This window comes from Pseudomonas paraeruginosa PA7, from assembly GCF_000017205.1.
Taxonomy (GTDB): Bacteria; Pseudomonadota; Gammaproteobacteria; order Pseudomonadales; family Pseudomonadaceae; genus Pseudomonas; species Pseudomonas paraeruginosa.
The window spans coordinates 284,829-300,973 of sequence record NC_009656.1; the positions used below are offsets into that span (position 1 = coordinate 284,829).

15 protein-coding genes are annotated in these 16,145 nt (G+C 67.6%); 11 read left to right on the forward strand and 4 right to left on the reverse strand.

The window, feature by feature from the left end; all coding sequences use genetic code 11:
- The first annotated feature begins 206 nt into the window (after window positions 1–206).
- On the forward strand, window positions 207–932 hold the full coding sequence (locus PSPA7_RS01275; RefSeq protein WP_011979222.1) for an acid phosphatase: 726 nt from the start codon (window positions 207–209) through the stop codon (window positions 930–932).
- Window positions 933–956: 24 nt separating this feature from the next.
- Here the strand turns inward: PSPA7_RS01275 and PSPA7_RS01280 are convergent, their stop codons facing one another.
- On the reverse strand, window positions 957–1,874 hold the full coding sequence (locus tag PSPA7_RS01280; protein WP_011979223.1) for a LysR family transcriptional regulator: 918 nt from the start codon (window positions 1,872–1,874) through the stop codon (window positions 957–959).
- A gap of 357 nt (window positions 1,875–2,231) precedes the next feature.
- On the opposite strand from PSPA7_RS01280, the gene PSPA7_RS01285 reads away from it, so the two are divergent.
- From PSPA7_RS01285 to PSPA7_RS01325, 9 genes are all read left to right on the forward strand, one after another.
- Entirely contained in the window at window positions 2,232–4,604 is a 2,373-nt protein-coding gene (locus PSPA7_RS01285; RefSeq protein ID WP_011979224.1) for a TonB-dependent receptor, read from the forward strand.
- A 40-nt stretch (window positions 4,605–4,644) separates the two neighbouring features.
- On the forward strand, window positions 4,645–5,547 hold the full coding sequence (locus PSPA7_RS01290; RefSeq protein ID WP_012073837.1) for a TauD/TfdA dioxygenase family protein: 903 nt from the start codon (window positions 4,645–4,647) through the stop codon (window positions 5,545–5,547).
- Window positions 5,548–5,613: 66 nt separating this feature from the next.
- Entirely contained in the window at window positions 5,614–6,513 is a 900-nt protein-coding gene (locus tag PSPA7_RS01295; RefSeq protein ID WP_012073838.1) for a TauD/TfdA dioxygenase family protein, read from the forward strand.
- A gap of 647 nt (window positions 6,514–7,160) precedes the next feature.
- On the forward strand, window positions 7,161–8,279 hold the full coding sequence (locus PSPA7_RS01300; protein ID WP_012073839.1) for a Re/Si-specific NAD(P)(+) transhydrogenase subunit alpha: 1,119 nt from the start codon (window positions 7,161–7,163) through the stop codon (window positions 8,277–8,279).
- 75 nt (window positions 8,280–8,354) lie between these two features.
- A complete protein-coding gene (locus PSPA7_RS01305) occupies window positions 8,355–8,663 on the forward strand; it encodes an NAD(P) transhydrogenase subunit alpha part 2 (protein WP_003083974.1) in 309 nt (102 codons plus the stop codon).
- Window positions 8,663–10,099: an NAD(P)(+) transhydrogenase (Re/Si-specific) subunit beta gene (locus tag PSPA7_RS01310; protein ID WP_012073840.1), complete on the forward strand. Its 1,437-nt coding sequence runs from the start codon at window positions 8,663–8,665 to the stop codon at window positions 10,097–10,099. Before PSPA7_RS01305 ends, PSPA7_RS01310 begins: the two co-directional genes overlap by 1 nt.
- Window positions 10,100–10,442: 343 nt before the next feature.
- Window positions 10,443–11,237, forward strand: coding sequence for an energy transducer TonB (locus tag PSPA7_RS01315; RefSeq protein WP_012073842.1), 795 nt, complete (start codon window positions 10,443–10,445; stop codon window positions 11,235–11,237).
- Window positions 11,238–11,265: 28 nt separating this feature from the next.
- Entirely contained in the window at window positions 11,266–11,985 is a 720-nt protein-coding gene (locus PSPA7_RS01320) for a MotA/TolQ/ExbB proton channel family protein (RefSeq protein WP_003083979.1), read from the forward strand.
- A 1-nt stretch (window position 11,986) separates the two neighbouring features.
- Window positions 11,987–12,388, forward strand: coding sequence for an ExbD/TolR family protein (locus PSPA7_RS01325; protein ID WP_003106175.1), 402 nt, complete (start codon window positions 11,987–11,989; stop codon window positions 12,386–12,388).
- Window positions 12,389–12,568: 180 nt separating this feature from the next.
- On the opposite strand, the gene PSPA7_RS01330 is transcribed toward PSPA7_RS01325, so the two are convergent.
- Window positions 12,569–12,781 (reverse strand): DUF3079 domain-containing protein, encoded by a 213-nt coding sequence (locus PSPA7_RS01330; RefSeq protein ID WP_003157027.1) that lies wholly within the window; start codon window positions 12,779–12,781, stop codon window positions 12,569–12,571.
- Window positions 12,782–12,993: 212 nt separating this feature from the next.
- On the opposite strand from PSPA7_RS01330, the gene PSPA7_RS01335 reads away from it, so the two are divergent.
- A complete protein-coding gene (locus PSPA7_RS01335; protein WP_012073844.1) occupies window positions 12,994–13,575 on the forward strand; it encodes an alpha/beta hydrolase in 582 nt (193 codons plus the stop codon).
- 7 nt (window positions 13,576–13,582) lie between these two features.
- On the opposite strand, the gene PSPA7_RS01340 is transcribed toward PSPA7_RS01335, so the two are convergent.
- Complete coding sequence (locus PSPA7_RS01340) at window positions 13,583–15,040, reverse strand: amidase (protein WP_012073845.1); 1,458 nt, start codon at window positions 15,038–15,040, stop codon at window positions 13,583–13,585.
- 66 nt (window positions 15,041–15,106) lie between these two features.
- Window positions 15,107–16,141, reverse strand: a complete 1,035-nt coding sequence (locus PSPA7_RS01345; protein ID WP_012073846.1) for an ABC transporter substrate-binding protein — start codon at window positions 16,139–16,141, stop codon at window positions 15,107–15,109.
- Window positions 16,142–16,145: the final 4 nt, after the last annotated feature.

Consider the following 16,145-nt stretch of genomic DNA (forward strand, 5'->3'; position numbering starts at 1 on the left):
GAAGTCGTCCCATGGGTCGCTTGTGTTTCCCTGCCCCGCCAATTGGCTTCCCCTGCCATTGGCACGGGCAGACATGCGCGGCGGCAGGCCGGGTCAAGCACTTCGGAACGCGCCGACGGAGAGTGAGGTGGCCGGCCGTCATCCGCAGCGGCCGCGGGAGGGAGCCTCCGGCTCCCGATGCAACCTTGCCTCAGGGAATACGTCCCATGACCCACAACAAGACCCTACGCCCTTCGCTGTTGCTCTGCCTGGCGCTGCTCGCGCCGCTGGCCTGCCTCGGGGAAACCGCTGTGCCCTATGCGCTGGCCCAGCCGCCGCGCCTGGCCGACTACCTGCCGCCCCCGCCGTCGGCGGATTCGGCGGCGGCGGTCGCCGACCTCGGCGCGGTGCTGGAAGCGCAGCGCCTGCGCACACCCGAGCAGGTGCGCCGGGTACGCGCCCATGACCAATGGGAGGACAACGTATTTCCCTTCGCCGGCGACCTGCTGGGCGAGTCCTTCAGCAAGGAACGCCTGCCGCTGGCCCGCAGCTTCTTCAATCGCGCCCAGGAAAACCTGGTCGAGGTACTGATGCCGGCGAAGAAGCATTTCGCCCGTCCGCGTCCCTATGAGGTGACACCGCTGGTCAACCCGGTGCTGCCGCCGCCAGAGGGCGAGTCCTATCCCAGCGGTCATACCATGGATGGTTACCTCAAGGCCTCGCTGCTGAGCATGCTGGTGCCGGAGCGCCACGACGCGTTCTTCGCCCGCGCCGAGGAGCACGCGCAGAGCCGGGTGCTCGCCGGCGTACACTTCCCCAGCGACCTGGAAGGTGGGCGGACCGCCGCCGCGGCGCTGGTGGCGAGCCTGCTGGCCGAGCCGGCGGTGGCCGCCGACTTCGCCGCGGTGCGCGAGGAGGTGCGCGGCGCGCTGGGGTTGCCGAAACTCCAGTAGTGGAAGGAAAAACCGCGCGACGGCTCAGGCCGCCGCGTGTTGCGCCTGGTCCAGTTCCACCAGCGTCTCGATCATCGCCTTGGCCGCCGCCGAAAGCCGGTAGCCGCTGCGGCTGATGATGCCGCAGCGGGCGCTGAGGCTATCCAGGTTCTGCGGCAGGTTGCGCCATTGCAGCGGCTGCAGTTCGCCGCGCTGCAGGTAGGGACGCAGGGTCTCGTCGCTGGCGATGCCGATGGCGTCGGTCTGGCGGACGATGCGGATCAGAGCGTGCATGTTCTCGCAGCGGATGTTGGCGGCGAAGTCGATCTTGCCGCTGAGGTTCGCCAGCAACTTGCGGATGCCCGGGGGGATCAGGGTCGAGGCCAGCGGGTAGTTGAACAGGTCGTTGGTGGACAGGCTGTCCTTGCCCAGCAGCGGATGTTGCGGACGGCAGAAGAACTGGCCACGGCGCGGGGTCAGCGGGCGGGTCTGGAAGTTCGGGTCGGCCTCGAAGTCGCGGATATCGGCGACGAAGAACTCGAGCTCCTCGCGGAGCAGAGCGCGGCTGAGCTTCTCCCAGTTGTCCACCTCCAGGCTGATCTGCACGCGCGGGTGGCGCCTGATGAAATCCGCCACCGCGTCCGGCACCAGTTCCTGGGCCGGCGCCGGACCGCTGCCGAAGCGTAGCTCGCCGGCATCCAGCTTGTTCAACTGGGCGATCTCCTGGCTCAGGTTGGCGGCGCCCTGCACCAGGTTCAGGGCGTGCTGCAGCACCACCTGGCCTTCCGGGGTGGGGCGCAGGTCCTTGCTACCGCGGTTCACCAGCTGGCAGCCGAGTTCCTGTTCCAGCCCCTGGATGCTGCGGCTGAAGGCCGGCTGGGTGATGCCCATGGCGTCCGCCGCGCGGACGAAGCTGCGGTGTTCGGCGAGGGCGATGAAGTAACGCAGCTGGCGCAGATCCATGATGCTTTACCGGCATTGGAAATATTGGACAAAGGCATTTGCCGTTCGGGATGTGCTGGTTTTAAATGCAAGCTCTTATTCCGTCAACGAAGAATAAATTAGAAAAATATGCAATGTAGTAATAAGAATAGATAGACCCCCAAGGAGTCGAACATGGTCCACCGTGCCTTTGCCGCGCCACCCCCGCCGTTCCGAATGCCCTTGCGCGACGCCGCCGGCTGTCGCCCCTGACCGCCGCCCCTGGCTGAGCTGGCTCTGCCAGCCCGCTTCGAACCTTTCGCCAGATCGCTGCCTTGCGCGGCACGGCCGCCTGTTGCCCGCGTCCGGCCGGCGCCGGGAAACCGAGGACATTCACCGATGACACGCAGATTCCGCTTTCCATTGGACCGAACGCCGCCTAGCGGCACCGACTACACCCTGGCCCTGCTCCTCGCCCTGGGCGGCGCGCTGCCGGCCAGCGCCGCCGAGGCACCCGACGACGCGGCGCCGGCGACGAGCGTGGCCGCCGCCACCCCGGGCAGGGCCGATACCGCCCTGGGCAAGGTCACCGTCACCGCGCGGCGCCGCGAGGAGGACTCGCAGAAGGTGCCGACGCCGATTACCGTGCTCGGCGGCGAGACCCTGGAAGCCCAGCGCATCTCCCGGGTGCAGGACCTGCAGCAGGTTCTGCCCAGCGTCAATGTCGCCTACATCCACGCGCGGCAGTCGAGCGTCGCCGTGCGCGGCATCGGCAACAACCCGGCCAGCGACGGCCTGGAAGGCAGCGCCGGGATCTACCTCGACAACGTCTACCTGGGGCGGCCGGGAATGGCCGTGTTCGACCTGCTGGACATCGAGCAACTGGAGCTGCTGCGCGGTCCGCAGGGCACCCTGTTCGGCAAGAACACCACCGCCGGGGTGTTGAACATCAGCACCCGCGCGCCGACCTTCACCGCCGAGCGCACCGTCGAGGTCTCCGGCGGGCAGGACGGCTACTTCCAGGGCCGCGGCACGGTTTCCGGGCCGCTCGGCGAAACCCTCGCCGGACGCCTCTCGGCCTATCGCACCCGCGACGACGGCTACATCAAGAACATCCACGACGACAACTATCTCAACGGCGGCGAGCGCCAGGGCGCGCGCGGGCAATTGCTGTTCGAGCCGAACGAGGACTTCAGCCTGCGCTGGATCGCCGACTACAACGAGGAGGATTCGAGCAACGGCAGCATGGTGGTCTACGGCGCCGCCGAGCGCTTCTGGCAGCGCGCCGCGCTGGTCGGCGCTTCGCCGTTGCGCGATCCGCAGCGCAAGAAGGTCAACGTCAACGGCCGCCAGCACGTCAGCGTGCACCAGGGCGGTAGCTCGCTGGAGGCCAACTGGAACCTCGCCAGCGGCTACCGCCTGACCTCCATCAGCGCCTATCGCTACTGGCACTTCACCCCGGCCAACGACGAGCAACTGAACGTCTCGGCGATCAACGACACCGGGGTGGAAGTGCACGACCGGCAGTTCTCCCAGGAGATCCGCCTGGCCTCGCCCACCGGCGGTGCCTTCGACTACGTGGTGGGCGCCTACGCGTTCAGGCAGAACCTCGGCAACAAGACCTTCACCTCCTACGGACCGCTGGCCGACCTGTATCTGCTCGGCGCCAATCTCGGCGCGCTGAACGACACCTACTCGAAGGCCAACGGCAAGATCGAGACCGACAGCTTCGCGCTGTTCGCCCAGGGCACCTGGCACCTCACCGAACGCCTGGACTTCACCGCCGGGCTGCGCGGTACCTACGAGGAGAAGGACGCCAAGGTCGAGCGCTTCGCTCCGCTGGGCGGCGCGGCGGTCGGCGGGATCGGCGCGGCGGTGCGCAACGGCCAGCTCGGCGCCTACGATTCCGGCGATCTCAGCCAGTACAACTTCGCCCCCTCGGCGTTGCTCAGCCTCAGCTACCAGTTCAGCGACGAACTGCTCGGCTACGCCAGCCTCTCCCACGGCGAGAAGTCCGGCGGGGTCAACCTGGCGGTGGGCAGCGCGCCGAGCGCTGGCGCCGATTCGCTGCTGGTCGGGCCGGAGCGCGCCAACGACGCCGAGCTGGGCCTGAAGAGCACGCTCTTCGACCGGCGCCTGCTGCTCAACGCCAATCTGTTCTGGACCGGCATCCACGGCTACCAGGCCACCACCCTGTACCAGGCGCCGGGCTCGACCCAGTTGGTGCAGGTGCTGGCCAACGCCGGCAGCGTGCGCTCGCGCGGCCTGGAGTTCGAGGCCACCGCGCTGCCGTTGCGCGGCCTGACCCTGAACTTCAACGGTTCCTACAACGACGTCACCTACCTGTCGTTCAAGGATGCCCCGTGCCCTGCGGAAGTCAGCACCCGGCCCGGCGCGCCGAGCAGTTGCGACCTCACTGGGCAGCGCGTGGTCGGCGCCTCGAAATGGATCGCCAATCTCAATGGCGAATACCGGTGGCGCCTCGACGACCGCTTCCAACCCTACGTCAGCGCCAGCTACGCCTACCGCTCCGCCGCCGAGGGCACGCTGGACAACTCCGACCTTTCGAAGATCGACGGCTACGCCCTGGTGAACCTCGCCGCCGGCCTGCGCAGCGATCTCGGCGACGGTCAGCTGGACACTTCGGTATGGCTGAAGAACGCTTTCGATAAGGACTACTACCTGAGCGCCTTCGCCAGCATCAACGGCTCCTACACCGCATCGGTGGGGCAGCCGCGCACGCTTGGCGTATCGCTGCGCTACGACTTCTGAGCCTTCACCCACGCAGTACCCCACGCATGAGGAACATGACATGAGCAATGCAGCACAAGCCCTCGCCACGCCGGTACGGCTCGACATCCAGCCGGTCGCCGGAAGGATCGGCGCGGAGATTCGCGGCGTGACCCTGTCCGGCGAACTGGACGCCGCCACCGTCGAGGCGATCCAGGCCGCCCTGGTACGCCACAAGGTGATCTTCTTCCGGGGCCAGAGCCAGCTCGACGACCAGACCCAGGAGGCCTTCGCCCACTTGCTCGGCGAACCGGTCGCCCACCCCACCGTGCCGTCCCGCGAAGGCACCCGCTTCCTCCTCGAGTTGGATGGCGCCGAAGGCCGCCGGGCCAATTCCTGGCATACCGACGTGACCTTCGTCGAGGCCTACCCGAAGGCCTCGATCCTGCGCAGCGTGGTGGCCCCGGAGTCTGGCGGCGACACCGTCTGGGCCAACACGGCGAGCGCCTACGCCGACCTGCCGGCGGAGCTGCGCGAGCTGGCCGACCGGCTCTGGGCGGTGCACAGCAACGAGTACGACTACGCCGGGGTCAAGCCCAGCGCCTCGGTGGAGCAACTGGAGAACTACCGCAAGGTGTTCACCTCGACCGTCTACGAGACCGAGCACCCGGTGGTCCGCGTGCATCCTCAAAGCGGCGAGCGGACCCTGCTCCTCGGTCACTTCGTGAAACGCCTCAAGGGCCTTTCGCAGCATGACTCGGCGCACCTCTTCGCGGTGCTGCAGGGGCATGTCACGCGCCTGGAGAACACCGTGCGCTGGCGCTGGCAGGCCGGCGACGTGGCGATCTGGGACAACCGCGCGACCCAGCACTACGCGATCGACGACTACGGCAACCAGCCGCGCATGGTGCGCCGGGTGACCCTCGGCGGCGACGTGCCGGTAGGCATCGACGGACAACGTAGCCGGACGATCCGGAAGGCATGACGGACCCGTCTCTCCCCGGCCAGGGGAGAGACGCACCAGGCAGGACCGATCACAGAGGAGCCCGACATGAGCCAAACCGCAACCGCCCGGCCGCTCGACAGCGACGCCGCCGAGGCCTTCCGCATCACCCCCCTGCAAGCGCCGCTGGGCGCCGAGGTCCGTGGCCTCGACGCGCGTCGTCCGCTGGCGCCGGAGCAGGTCCTGGCGCTCAAGCAGGCGCTGCGCGAGCACCACATCCTGGTGTTCCGCCAGCAGCACCTCGACGATGAGCAGTACCTGCGCTTCGCTACCCTGTTCGGCTCGGTGTTCCAGCCGCCGGCGGACATCCCGGTGCTGTCCTCGGGCGGCGACGGCAAGGTACCGGACATCGTCAAGGTGGCCAACACCGGCGACGGCGAACTGGGCAACTTCGCCCTGCCGGCACACATCGACCACCAGTGGACGCCGGTGCCGTCCTCCGGCTCCTTCCTCTACGCGCTGGAAGTGCCGTCCAGTGGCGGCGAGACGCGCTTCACCAACCTGGCGCGCGCCTACGAGAGCCTCGACGAGGCGACCCGGCGCGAGATCGATGGCCTGCGCCTGATCAACTACAACCCCTTCATCCGCCTGCGCGAGGGCGGCTACGGCGGCGGTTTCGCCACCTACCGCACGCCGGACATCGAACCGATCCAGGGCAGCGAGCACCCGCTGGTACGCACCCACCCGGAAAGCGGCCGGCGCGTACTGTTCCTCAGCGCCCACACCGAGGTGGAGATTCCCGGCTACGATCCCGCGCGGGGCCAGGCGCTGATCGGTCGCTTGCGCGAACATCTGGCGCGCCCGGAACTGAGCTACAGCCACGCCTGGTCGGTGGGCGACATCGTCTGGTGGGATAACCAGGCCGTGCTGCATGCGCGCAACGCCTTCCCGGCCAGCGAGCGGCGGCGCCTGAAGCGCATCAGCCTGGCGGGCAGCCGTCCGTTCTGAGCCGGCATCCCCCAGCGTGCGCCGGCTCCTCCATTGCCGACCGGCGCCGGTCGCTGCGCGCCGCTCTGGCGAGTCCCTTCCGTTCCGGCGAATAGCTAGCAGAACTGCGACATGCTGTCGCAGTTCTGCCATTTCTCCGCGTCTATCCTGCCCATACGGCAATTCGCCTTTGGTCTAACGAGCTGGCCTGCAGCGCCCATGGAAAGGCGATCCTGACTTTGTAGTCAAAGTTTTGCTTTGCTACTTTGGCCAGGCATCAGGGATTGCTGATACAGCGTATTAAAAACATTAATTACCCCGGCATTCCGCGGCGCTGGCAGGATATTTTCCCGTCGAAGCCGTAGCGGCTTGACTTGATAGCCGGTCATTCACGGCAGGGATGTCATATTCTCGCGCGGGCTTCCCCGGATAGGCTGCACGCCAGTCAGGACGCGCCCGGCGGCGATGGGCGGGAATTGTTGGTCGGTTTATGACTTGTAGTTTCTCTGTCGTATGCCTTCAGAACTTGTTGAAGGCTTTTCGGCTCGATTGCACAATGCCGCGCCAGGGTTCGTTCGCGAATCGCGGTATGTGAGCTAGACCCTCCGCAGCCGGTGCGCCATCCGCAGTGCCCCGGACTACTCGACAATCACGCAGGAGATTCGTGAGTGCAGATCGGTGTCCCCCTCGAGACCCATGCCGGTGAGACGCGGGTTTCCGCCACCCCGGAAACCGTCAAGAAGCTGATCGGCCAAGGCCACCAGGTGATCGTCCAGAGCGGCGCCGGCGTCAACGCCAGCCAGCCGGACAGTGCCTATGAAGTCGCCGGCGCGACGATCGGCAGCGCCGCCGAAGCCTTCGGCGCCGACCTGGTGCTGAAGGTGGTCGCGCCCAGCGCCGCCGAGCTGGCCCAGATGAAAAGCGGTGCCGTGCTGGTCGGCATGCTCAACCCCTTCGACAACGAGAACATCGCCCGCATGGCCGAGCGTGGCATCACCGCCTTCGCCCTCGAGGCCGCGCCGCGTACCTCGCGGGCGCAGAGCCTGGACGTGCTCTCCTCGCAGGCCAACATCGCCGGCTACAAGGCGGTGATGCTCGCCGCCAACCACTACCCGCGCTTCATGCCGATGCTGATGACCGCCGCCGGCACCGTGAAGGCCGCCCGCGTGCTGATCCTCGGCGCTGGCGTCGCCGGCCTGCAGGCGATCGCCACGGCCAAGCGCCTGGGTGCGGTGATCGAGGCTTCCGACGTGCGTCCGGCGGTGAAGGAGCAGATCGAGTCGCTCGGCGCCAAGTTCGTCGACGTGCCCTACGAGACCGACGAAGAGCGCGAGTGCGCCGAAGGCGTCGGCGGCTATGCGCGGCCGATGCCGGCCTCGTGGATGGAGCGCCAGGCCAAGGCCGTGCACGAGCGCGCCAAGCAGTCGGACATCGTCATCACCACCGCGCTGATCCCCGGCCGCAAGGCGCCGACGCTGCTGCACGAGGCGACCGTGGCGGAGATGAAGCCGGGCTCGGTGGTCATCGACCTGGCCGCCGCCCAGGGCGGCAACTGCCCGCTGACCGAGGCCGACCAGGTCGTGGTCCGGCATGGCGTGACCATCGTCGGCCACAGCAACCTGGCCGCGCTGGTTCCGGCGGACGCCTCGGCGTTGTACGCGCGCAACATCCTCGACTTCCTCAAGCTCACCCTGAGCGCCGAAGGCTTCAGCGTGAACCTCGAGGACGACATCGTCGCCGCCTGCCTGATGTGCCGCGACGGCCAGGCGGTGCGCAAGAACGGCTGAGCCGCTGCGTCGGGAAGCTTCGATAACGATAAATGCGCACGCCTCGCGCCTGCGCCCTGAAGACCGGTGAAAACGATGGATATCATTTCTGACGGGATCTACAACCTGATCATCTTCGTGCTGGCCGTGTACGTCGGCTACCACGTGGTATGGAACGTCACTCCTGCCTTGCACACCCCGCTGATGGCGGTGACCAACGCGATTTCCGCGATCGTCATCGTCGGTGCCATGCTCGCCGCCGCCCTGACCGTGACCCCGCTGGGCAAGGCCATGGGCACCCTCGCCGTGGCCCTGGCCGCGGTCAATGTGTTCGGTGGCTTCCTGGTCACCCGGCGCATGCTGGAAATGTTCAAGAAGAAAGCGCCGAAGGCGGGGGGCCACTGATGAGCATGAACCTGGTCACCCTCCTGTACCTCATCGCCTCGGTCTGCTTCATCCAGGCCCTGAAAGGCCTGTCGCACCCGACCACCTCGCGCCGCGGCAACCTCTTCGGCATGGTCGGCATGGCCATCGCCGTGGCCACCACCGTCGGCCTGGTGTTCAAGCTGGGCGCGGAGATCGCCACCACCGGCGTCGGCTACATCCTCGTCGGCCTGCTGGTCGGCGGCAGCGCCGGCTCGATCATGGCCAAGCGCGTCGAGATGACCAAGATGCCCGAGCTGGTCGCCTTCATGCACAGCATGATCGGCCTGGCCGCGGTGTTCATCGCCATCGCCGCGGTGGTCGAGCCGCAGTCGCTGGGGATCGTCGCGCAGCTGGGCGACACCATTCCCACCGGCAACCGCCTGGAGCTGTTCCTCGGCGCGGCCATCGGCGCCATCACCTTCTCCGGTTCGGTGATCGCCTTCGGCAAGCTTTCCGGCAAGTACAAGTTCCGCCTGTTCCAGGGCACCCCGGTGCAGTTCTCCGGGCAGCACCTGCTGAACCTGGTGCTTGGCCTGGCGACCCTCGGCCTGGGCCTGGTGTTCATGTTCACCGGCAACCTCACCGCCTTCGCCGTGATGCTGGCGCTGGCCTTCGTCCTCGGCGTGCTGATCATCATCCCCATCGGCGGCGCCGACATGCCGGTGGTGGTGTCGATGCTCAACTCCTATTCCGGCTGGGCCGCGGCGGGGATCGGTTTCTCGCTGAACAACTCGATGCTGATCATCGCCGGCTCGCTGGTCGGTTCCTCGGGCGCGATCCTCTCCTACATCATGTGCAAGGCGATGAACCGCTCGTTCTTCAACGTCATCCTCGGCGGCTTCGGCGCCGAAGCCGACGCCGGCGGCCCGGCGGGTTCCAAGGAGCAGCGCCCGGTGAAGTCCGGTTCGGCCGACGATGCCTCGTTCCTGCTGACCAACGCCGACAGCGTGATCATCGTCCCCGGCTATGGCCTGGCGGTGGCCCGCGCCCAGCACGCGCTGATGGAGCTGGCGGAGAAGCTGACCCACCGCGGGGTCACCGTGAAGTTCGCCATCCACCCGGTCGCCGGGCGCATGCCGGGGCACATGAACGTGCTGCTGGCCGAGGCCGAGGTGCCCTACGAGCAGGTGTTCGAGATGGAGGACATCAACTCCGAGTTCGGCCAGACCGACGTGGTCCTGGTGCTCGGCGCCAACGACGTGGTCAACCCGGCGGCGAAGAACGATCCGAAGTCGCCCATCGCCGGCATGCCGATCCTCGAGGCCTACAAGGCCAAGACCGTGATCGTCAACAAGCGCTCCATGGCCAGCGGCTACGCCGGCCTGGATAACGAGCTGTTCTACCTGGACAAGACCATGATGGTGTTCGGCGACGCCAAGAAAGTCATCGAAGACATGGTCAAGGCGGTGGAGTGATTCCCTGCCGAGTCCACGAGAACCCCGGCCCAGACCGGGGTTTTTCGTTTATGCGGGTTGCCAGCGCAGCGCGCTCCGGCGCTTCCAACGCCGAAAATACCAGCCTTTCAGGAATATTTTTCATGCCTGCGAGGCATGGATTCTTCGTCGGATCGCTGTAGCCCGCCAATCACGCGGCCTGTGGCGAAACCGGGGAAACCCATAGCTCCAGAAGTTATTTCCATAACAAAAATAATTACTTCAAGCGCTAAGCCGCCTTGCCAATCATGCAACTCCCTGCGCCGCTAGGACTCCAGCACGGACCTGAGCGGCCATCGAGTTCGTCAGTGCAAGGAGCTTTTCCATGGCAACCCCCCAGCCCGTCGATGCCCGCACGCAGCCCTGGCGCGAGACGCCCGGCGGCGACCTGGTGGAGTTCGGCCGGCCGGTGCGCCAGGCGTTGCACCTGGTTCGCCACAACCCGGCACAGGGTCGGGTGCTCAGCCGGCGCGAGACGATCCTGCTGGTCCTGTTCGCCCTGACCCTGCACGGAGCGGTGATCCATTGGCTGAGCCAGCAGAGAACCCCGGCGCTGCCCGAGGTGCCGCCACAGGTGCCGCCGATGACCATCGAGTTCACCGCCCCGGCGCCGCCGGTGGTGGAACCGCCGCCGCCCGAGCCGTTGGCGCCGGTGGTCGAGGAACCGCCACCGCCGGTGGTCGACGAGAAGGCGGTGAAGCCGCCACCGCCGAAGCCGGTGCCCAAGCCGAAACCCAAGCCCAAGCCGCAACCCCGGCCCGAGCCGGCGCCGAAGGCCGTCGAGCCGGCTCCGCCCGCGCCGCCGCAACCCGCCGCGCCACCCGCCCCGCCGGCGCCGCTGACGCCGCCGTCGGCGAACGCCGGCTACCTGCACAACCCGGCGCCGGAATACCCCGCCCTGGCCATGCGCCGCGGCTGGGAGGGCACCGTGCTGTTGCGGGTGCATGTCCTCGCCAGCGGCAGCCCGAGCGAGATCCAGGTGCAGAAGTCGAGCGGACGCGAAGCCCTCGACCAGGCCGCGGTGAAAGCGGTCAAGCGCTGGTCCTTCGTTCCCGCCAAGCGCGGCGACAAGGCCGAGGACGGCTGGGTCGGCGTACCGATCGATTTCAAGTTGAACTGAATCTGCAGCGTCACGAGGAGCATCCGTCATGAGTCTGTTAACCACCCCGCTCGAATCCGTCGAAGGCGCCGTCATCTGGCTGCTGGTCGGCTTTTCCGTGGTCACCTGGGGCCTGGCCCTGGTCAAGGGCGTGCAGTTCGCCCGGCAGAAGCGCCAGGACCGCCAGTTCCAGAAGCAGTTCTGGAGCGCCACCAGCCTCGACTCCGCCGGCGAGCAGGCGCAGGACAAGCAGGGCGCCGGCGCCCGCGTGGCCCAGGCCGGCTTCGCCGCGATCCAGGTGCAGGACAACGGCCAGCCCGACCTGGCCCAGTCGATCAACCACCAGGACCGTCTCGAACGCGCCCTGCGCCAGCAGATCCAGCGCGAGCGGCGTTCCCTGGAGTCGGGCCTGGCGGTGCTCGCCTCGATCGGCTCGACCTCGCCCTTCATCGGTCTGTTCGGCACCGTCTGGGGCATCATGGAGGCGCTCAAAGGGATCAGCGCGGCCGGCTCGGCGAGCCTGGAGACCGTGGCCGGGCCGATCGGCAGCGCGCTGATCGCCACCGGCGTGGGAATCGCCGTCGCGGTGCCGGCGGTGCTGGTCTACAACTACTTCCTGCGGCGCCTGAAGCTGACCGCCGCCGACCTCGACGACTTCGCCCACGACTTCTACAGCCTGGCGCAGAAGAGCGCGTTCCGCGTCATCGTCCATCCCTCCGCCGCGCGCCAGGCCGGCAACCCTTCGCGCAACGTGAAGGAGGCGTCCTGACATGGCCTTCTCGACCCAGGACAGCGACGAAGTCCTTTCCGAAATCAACGTCACCCCGCTGGTCGATGTGATGCTGGTGCTGCTGGTGGTGTTCATCGTCACCGCGCCGCTGCTGACCAACTCGATCCCGATCAACCTGCCGAAGACCGAATCGGTGGCCCCGCCGGAGCAGAAGGATCCCCTGGTGGTGAGCATCGATGGCGCCGGCAAGCTGTTCGTCAACAAGGACGAGATCCAGCCGGAGCTGCTGGAGAGCAACCTGGCCGCGGCCAAGGCGAAGGACGCCGAGGTCCGCGTGCAGTTGCAGGCCGACGAAGGGGTGAACTACGGCCAGGTGGCGAAGGCCATGGCTTCCATCGAGCGCGCCGGGATCACCAGGCTGGCGGTGATCACCGCACGCTGAAGCGAATCCACGCCGTCCGGCGCAGGCCGGGCGGGCAACGGTTTCGACCGCTCCGATCCGGGCAGGGGAGAGCGGTCTTTTTTATTCCGGATGGACGCTCCTCGGGCGTGTCCGCCGAGGCCGGGCTCGCGAATGCGTCGCGCACCCTGTCCATCGCTTGCACGTCCCACGCCTGGGCGCTCAGGCCTGGCGTGCCGGCGCCTCCTGCTCCTTGGCGTCCTCCGTTCCTTCGACTTCCCATTCACCGGCCCAGTCCTCGCCGAACAGTTCGCTGGGATGCTGGGTGCGGCTGGCGCCGTTGCCGCAGCCCATCGATTGCGCCGAGCAATAGCGGTCGCAACCCCAGCAGATGCGCTCCGGGTGGCTGGGGTGGAGGGGAAATTTCTTGGCCATGGTCCTCTCCCGATACCTGATGCCTGCGCTCAGGTATACCGCCGATATGCGTGGGAGCCCAGGCAGATCCGCGGAAAACTGCCGTCGGCTTGCGCTGGATCAACGGAATCGTCTTATAGAAATATATAGAATAATAAAATTGCTTTTTATTCCTTAGAGAATAAAGCAGACTCCCTTACACTTTCCCGGTGATGATTTCTGGAGGGATCTCCATGCACAGCGAACGTGTCCGTTATGTGTTGGTGCCCGGCTGGTACGGCTCGGAAGACGCCCATTGGCAAAGCCACTGGCAGCGTACGCTGCCCAATGCCTCGCGGGTCGAGCAGAAGGACTGGATCGCCCCGTTGCGCGCCGACTGGATCGCCGGGCTGGATGCGGAGATACGTCGCCAGCCCGGGCCGGTGGTGCTGATCGCGCACAGCCTCGGTTGCGTGACCGTGGCGCTATGGGCCGCCCAGGCCGAGCGCCGGGTGCGCGACCGGGTGCGCGGCGCCCTGCTGGTAGCCCCGGCCGACGTCGAGCGCGAGAGCTGCGCCGAGGCGTTGCGCAACTTCGCGCCGATCAGCCGCGAGCCGCTGCCGTTCCCCGCCGTGCTGGTGGGCTCGGACAACGACCAGGCCTGCAGCCCGCAGCGCGCCATGCACCTGGCCCGCGCCTGGGGCGCGGAGACGGTGATCCTGCCCGAGGCCGGGCACATCAACGTGAAGTCCGGCCACGGCGCCTGGGAGGCCGGCTACCGTCACCTGTTCCGCTTGCAGTACCTGATCGATAGCCAGGCCCGTCGCCGCGCCTGAGCCCGCTTCAGCCCACCAGCAGCGGCGACGGCTGGCGTTCGAACCAGCGGCTGGCCTGCTCGTAGGCATGGGCCAGTTGCAGCACGGCGAAGTCGGCCTGGTGCGGGCCGATGATTTGCAGGCCCATCGGCAGTCCCTCGGCATTGAAGCCCGCCTGCACGTTGGCCACCGGGCAGCCGGACAGGCTGCCGGGAACTACCACTTCCATCCAGCGGTGGTAGGTGTCCATCGCCACGCCTTCGATGCTGCGCGGCCAGGGAATCTCCTTGGCGAAGGGAAACACCTGGGCGCTGGGCAGCAGCAGGTAGTCATAGCGTTCGAACAGCCGGCCAATGGCGCGGTACCAGTCGCTGCGGATGACCGAGGCGCGGTACACCGCGTCGGCGCCCAGGCGCAGGCCGTTCTCCACTTCCCAGAGCGCTTCGGGCTTGAGCTGGGTGCGCTTCGCCGGATCGGCGTGGAGTGCCCCGAGCGAGCCGGCCACCAGCCAATGACGCAGGGTGCGCCAGGACTCCCAGAGGCGTTCCGGAGCGAAGCCGAGGGCCGCCTCCTCGACCTCGCAGCCGAGGCTGCGGAAGTCACCGAGCGCGCGCTGGCAGAGTTGCAGGATGCCGTCCTGCATCGGCAGGTAGCCATCGAGGTCGCCCAGCCAGCCCAGCCGGGTGCCGGCGAAATCGCGCTCCAGCGGCGCGGCGAACGACGCGCCGGGTTCGGCGATGGACAGCGGCGCGCGGCGGTCGGCGCCGGCCTGCACCGAGAGCAGCAGGGCGGTATCGCGCACGCTGCGCCCCATCGGGCCCTCATAGCCGAGCTGGTCGAAGAACAGGTCGGCGCTGTCGTCGAACGGCACGCGTCCCTGGGAAGGGCGGAAGCCGATGACATTGTTGAACGCCGCCGGATTGCGCAGCGAGCCCATCATGTCGCTGCCGTCGGCCACCGGCACCAGGTGCAGGGCCAGCGCGGCGGCCGCGCCGCCGCTGCTGCCGCCGGCGCTGAGGCGCTCGTCGTAGGCGCAGGCGGTGGCGCCGAACAGCGGGTTGTAGGTCTGCGAGCCGAGGCCGAATTCCGGCGTATTGGTCTTGCCGATGAGGATCGCGCCGGCGGCCCTGATCCGCTCCACCATGATTCCGTCGCGCTCGGGAACATAGTCGCGGTACAGCGGTGAGCCCAGGGTGGTGCGGATGCCGCGGGTCAGCGACAGGTCCTTGATCGCATGCGGCAGGCCGTGCATCCAGCCACGGTACTGGCCATGGGCGAGTTCGTCGTCGCGGGCGGCGGCCTCGGCCAGCAGGCGTTCCGCCGGCAGCAGGCTGACCAGGGCGTTGACCCGTGGGTTGAAGCGCTCGATGTGCGCCAGGTAGGCCTGCATCACCTCGCGGCAGGACACCTGGCGCAGGCGGATGCGTTCGGCGAGCTGGTGGGCCTGGAGCAGCACCAGTTCGTTGATCGGGGGATAGCGGTTCATCGGCGGTCGGAACCCTGGCAGTCGGAAAAGAGCGCCCCGCGAGCGGGACGCGAAACGGTGGCGCGCTCAGCGCATCAGGTTGGTCCACAGGCGGTCGGCCAGGCGGATCGCGGCTTCGCCGCAGGTCTGGCTGAACACCACGCGGGTGCCTTCGGGGACATGCAACTCCGGGGCGTCCTTGAGGCCGGGTTCGAGGTAGGGCTCGACGCCCTTCACCGGACTCTGGTGCTTGAGGAAGTTCTGCGTCAGCGCGGCGTTCTCCGGCTGGGCGAGGAAGGCGATGAAGCGCCGCGCGTTGTCCGGATTGCGGCTGCCGCGCGGGATCACCAGGTTGTCGACCCAGGCCAGCACGCCTTCCTTCGGATACAGGTACTTCAGGCTCGGCTTGAGTTCGCGCGCGCGCAGCGACGAGCCGCCCCAGAACATCGACATGTCCACCTCGCCCGCGGCGAGGTTCTCGCGGATCGAGCCGGCCTTGGAGCTGTAGGTCTTGACGAAGGGCTTCTGCGCCTTGAGCAGGTCGAGGACGCGCTGCATCTGCTTCGGGTCCTCGCTGCAGAGCGGGATGCCCAGGTACAGGCTGGCCATGTCCACCACCTCGCTCACCGAGTCGAACATGTTGATCCGCCCGCGCAGTTCCTCCGGCGGCTGGTAGAGCACCGCGTAGCTGTCGGCCGGCCCGGCGTAGCGCGCGCCGTCCAGCACCACGCTGGTGGTGCCCCAGATGAAGGGCACGCTGTAGGCGCCCTCCGGGTCCCAGGCGGGTTTCTTCAGGTTGTCGACCAGGTTGGCGTAGTAGGGTTCGGCGGCCGGGTCGAAGCGCTCCAGCAACCGCTCCTCGACCAGGATCGGGACGAACTGCTGCGAGGGGATCGCCACGTCGTAGCCGGCGCCGCCCTGCTTGAGCTTGGCCAGCAGCGTCTCGTTGGAGTCATAGGAGTCCACGGTGACGCGGATGCCGCTCTCCTTCTCGAATTTCTCCAGCAGCTGCGGTGAGAAATAGCCGCTCCAGCTGACCACGTTGAGTTGCCCGGCGGCCTGGGCGCTGCCGCCGAGGACGATACTGAGGCCGAGGCCGATGCGTGCGATGCGTTGGTACATGGGA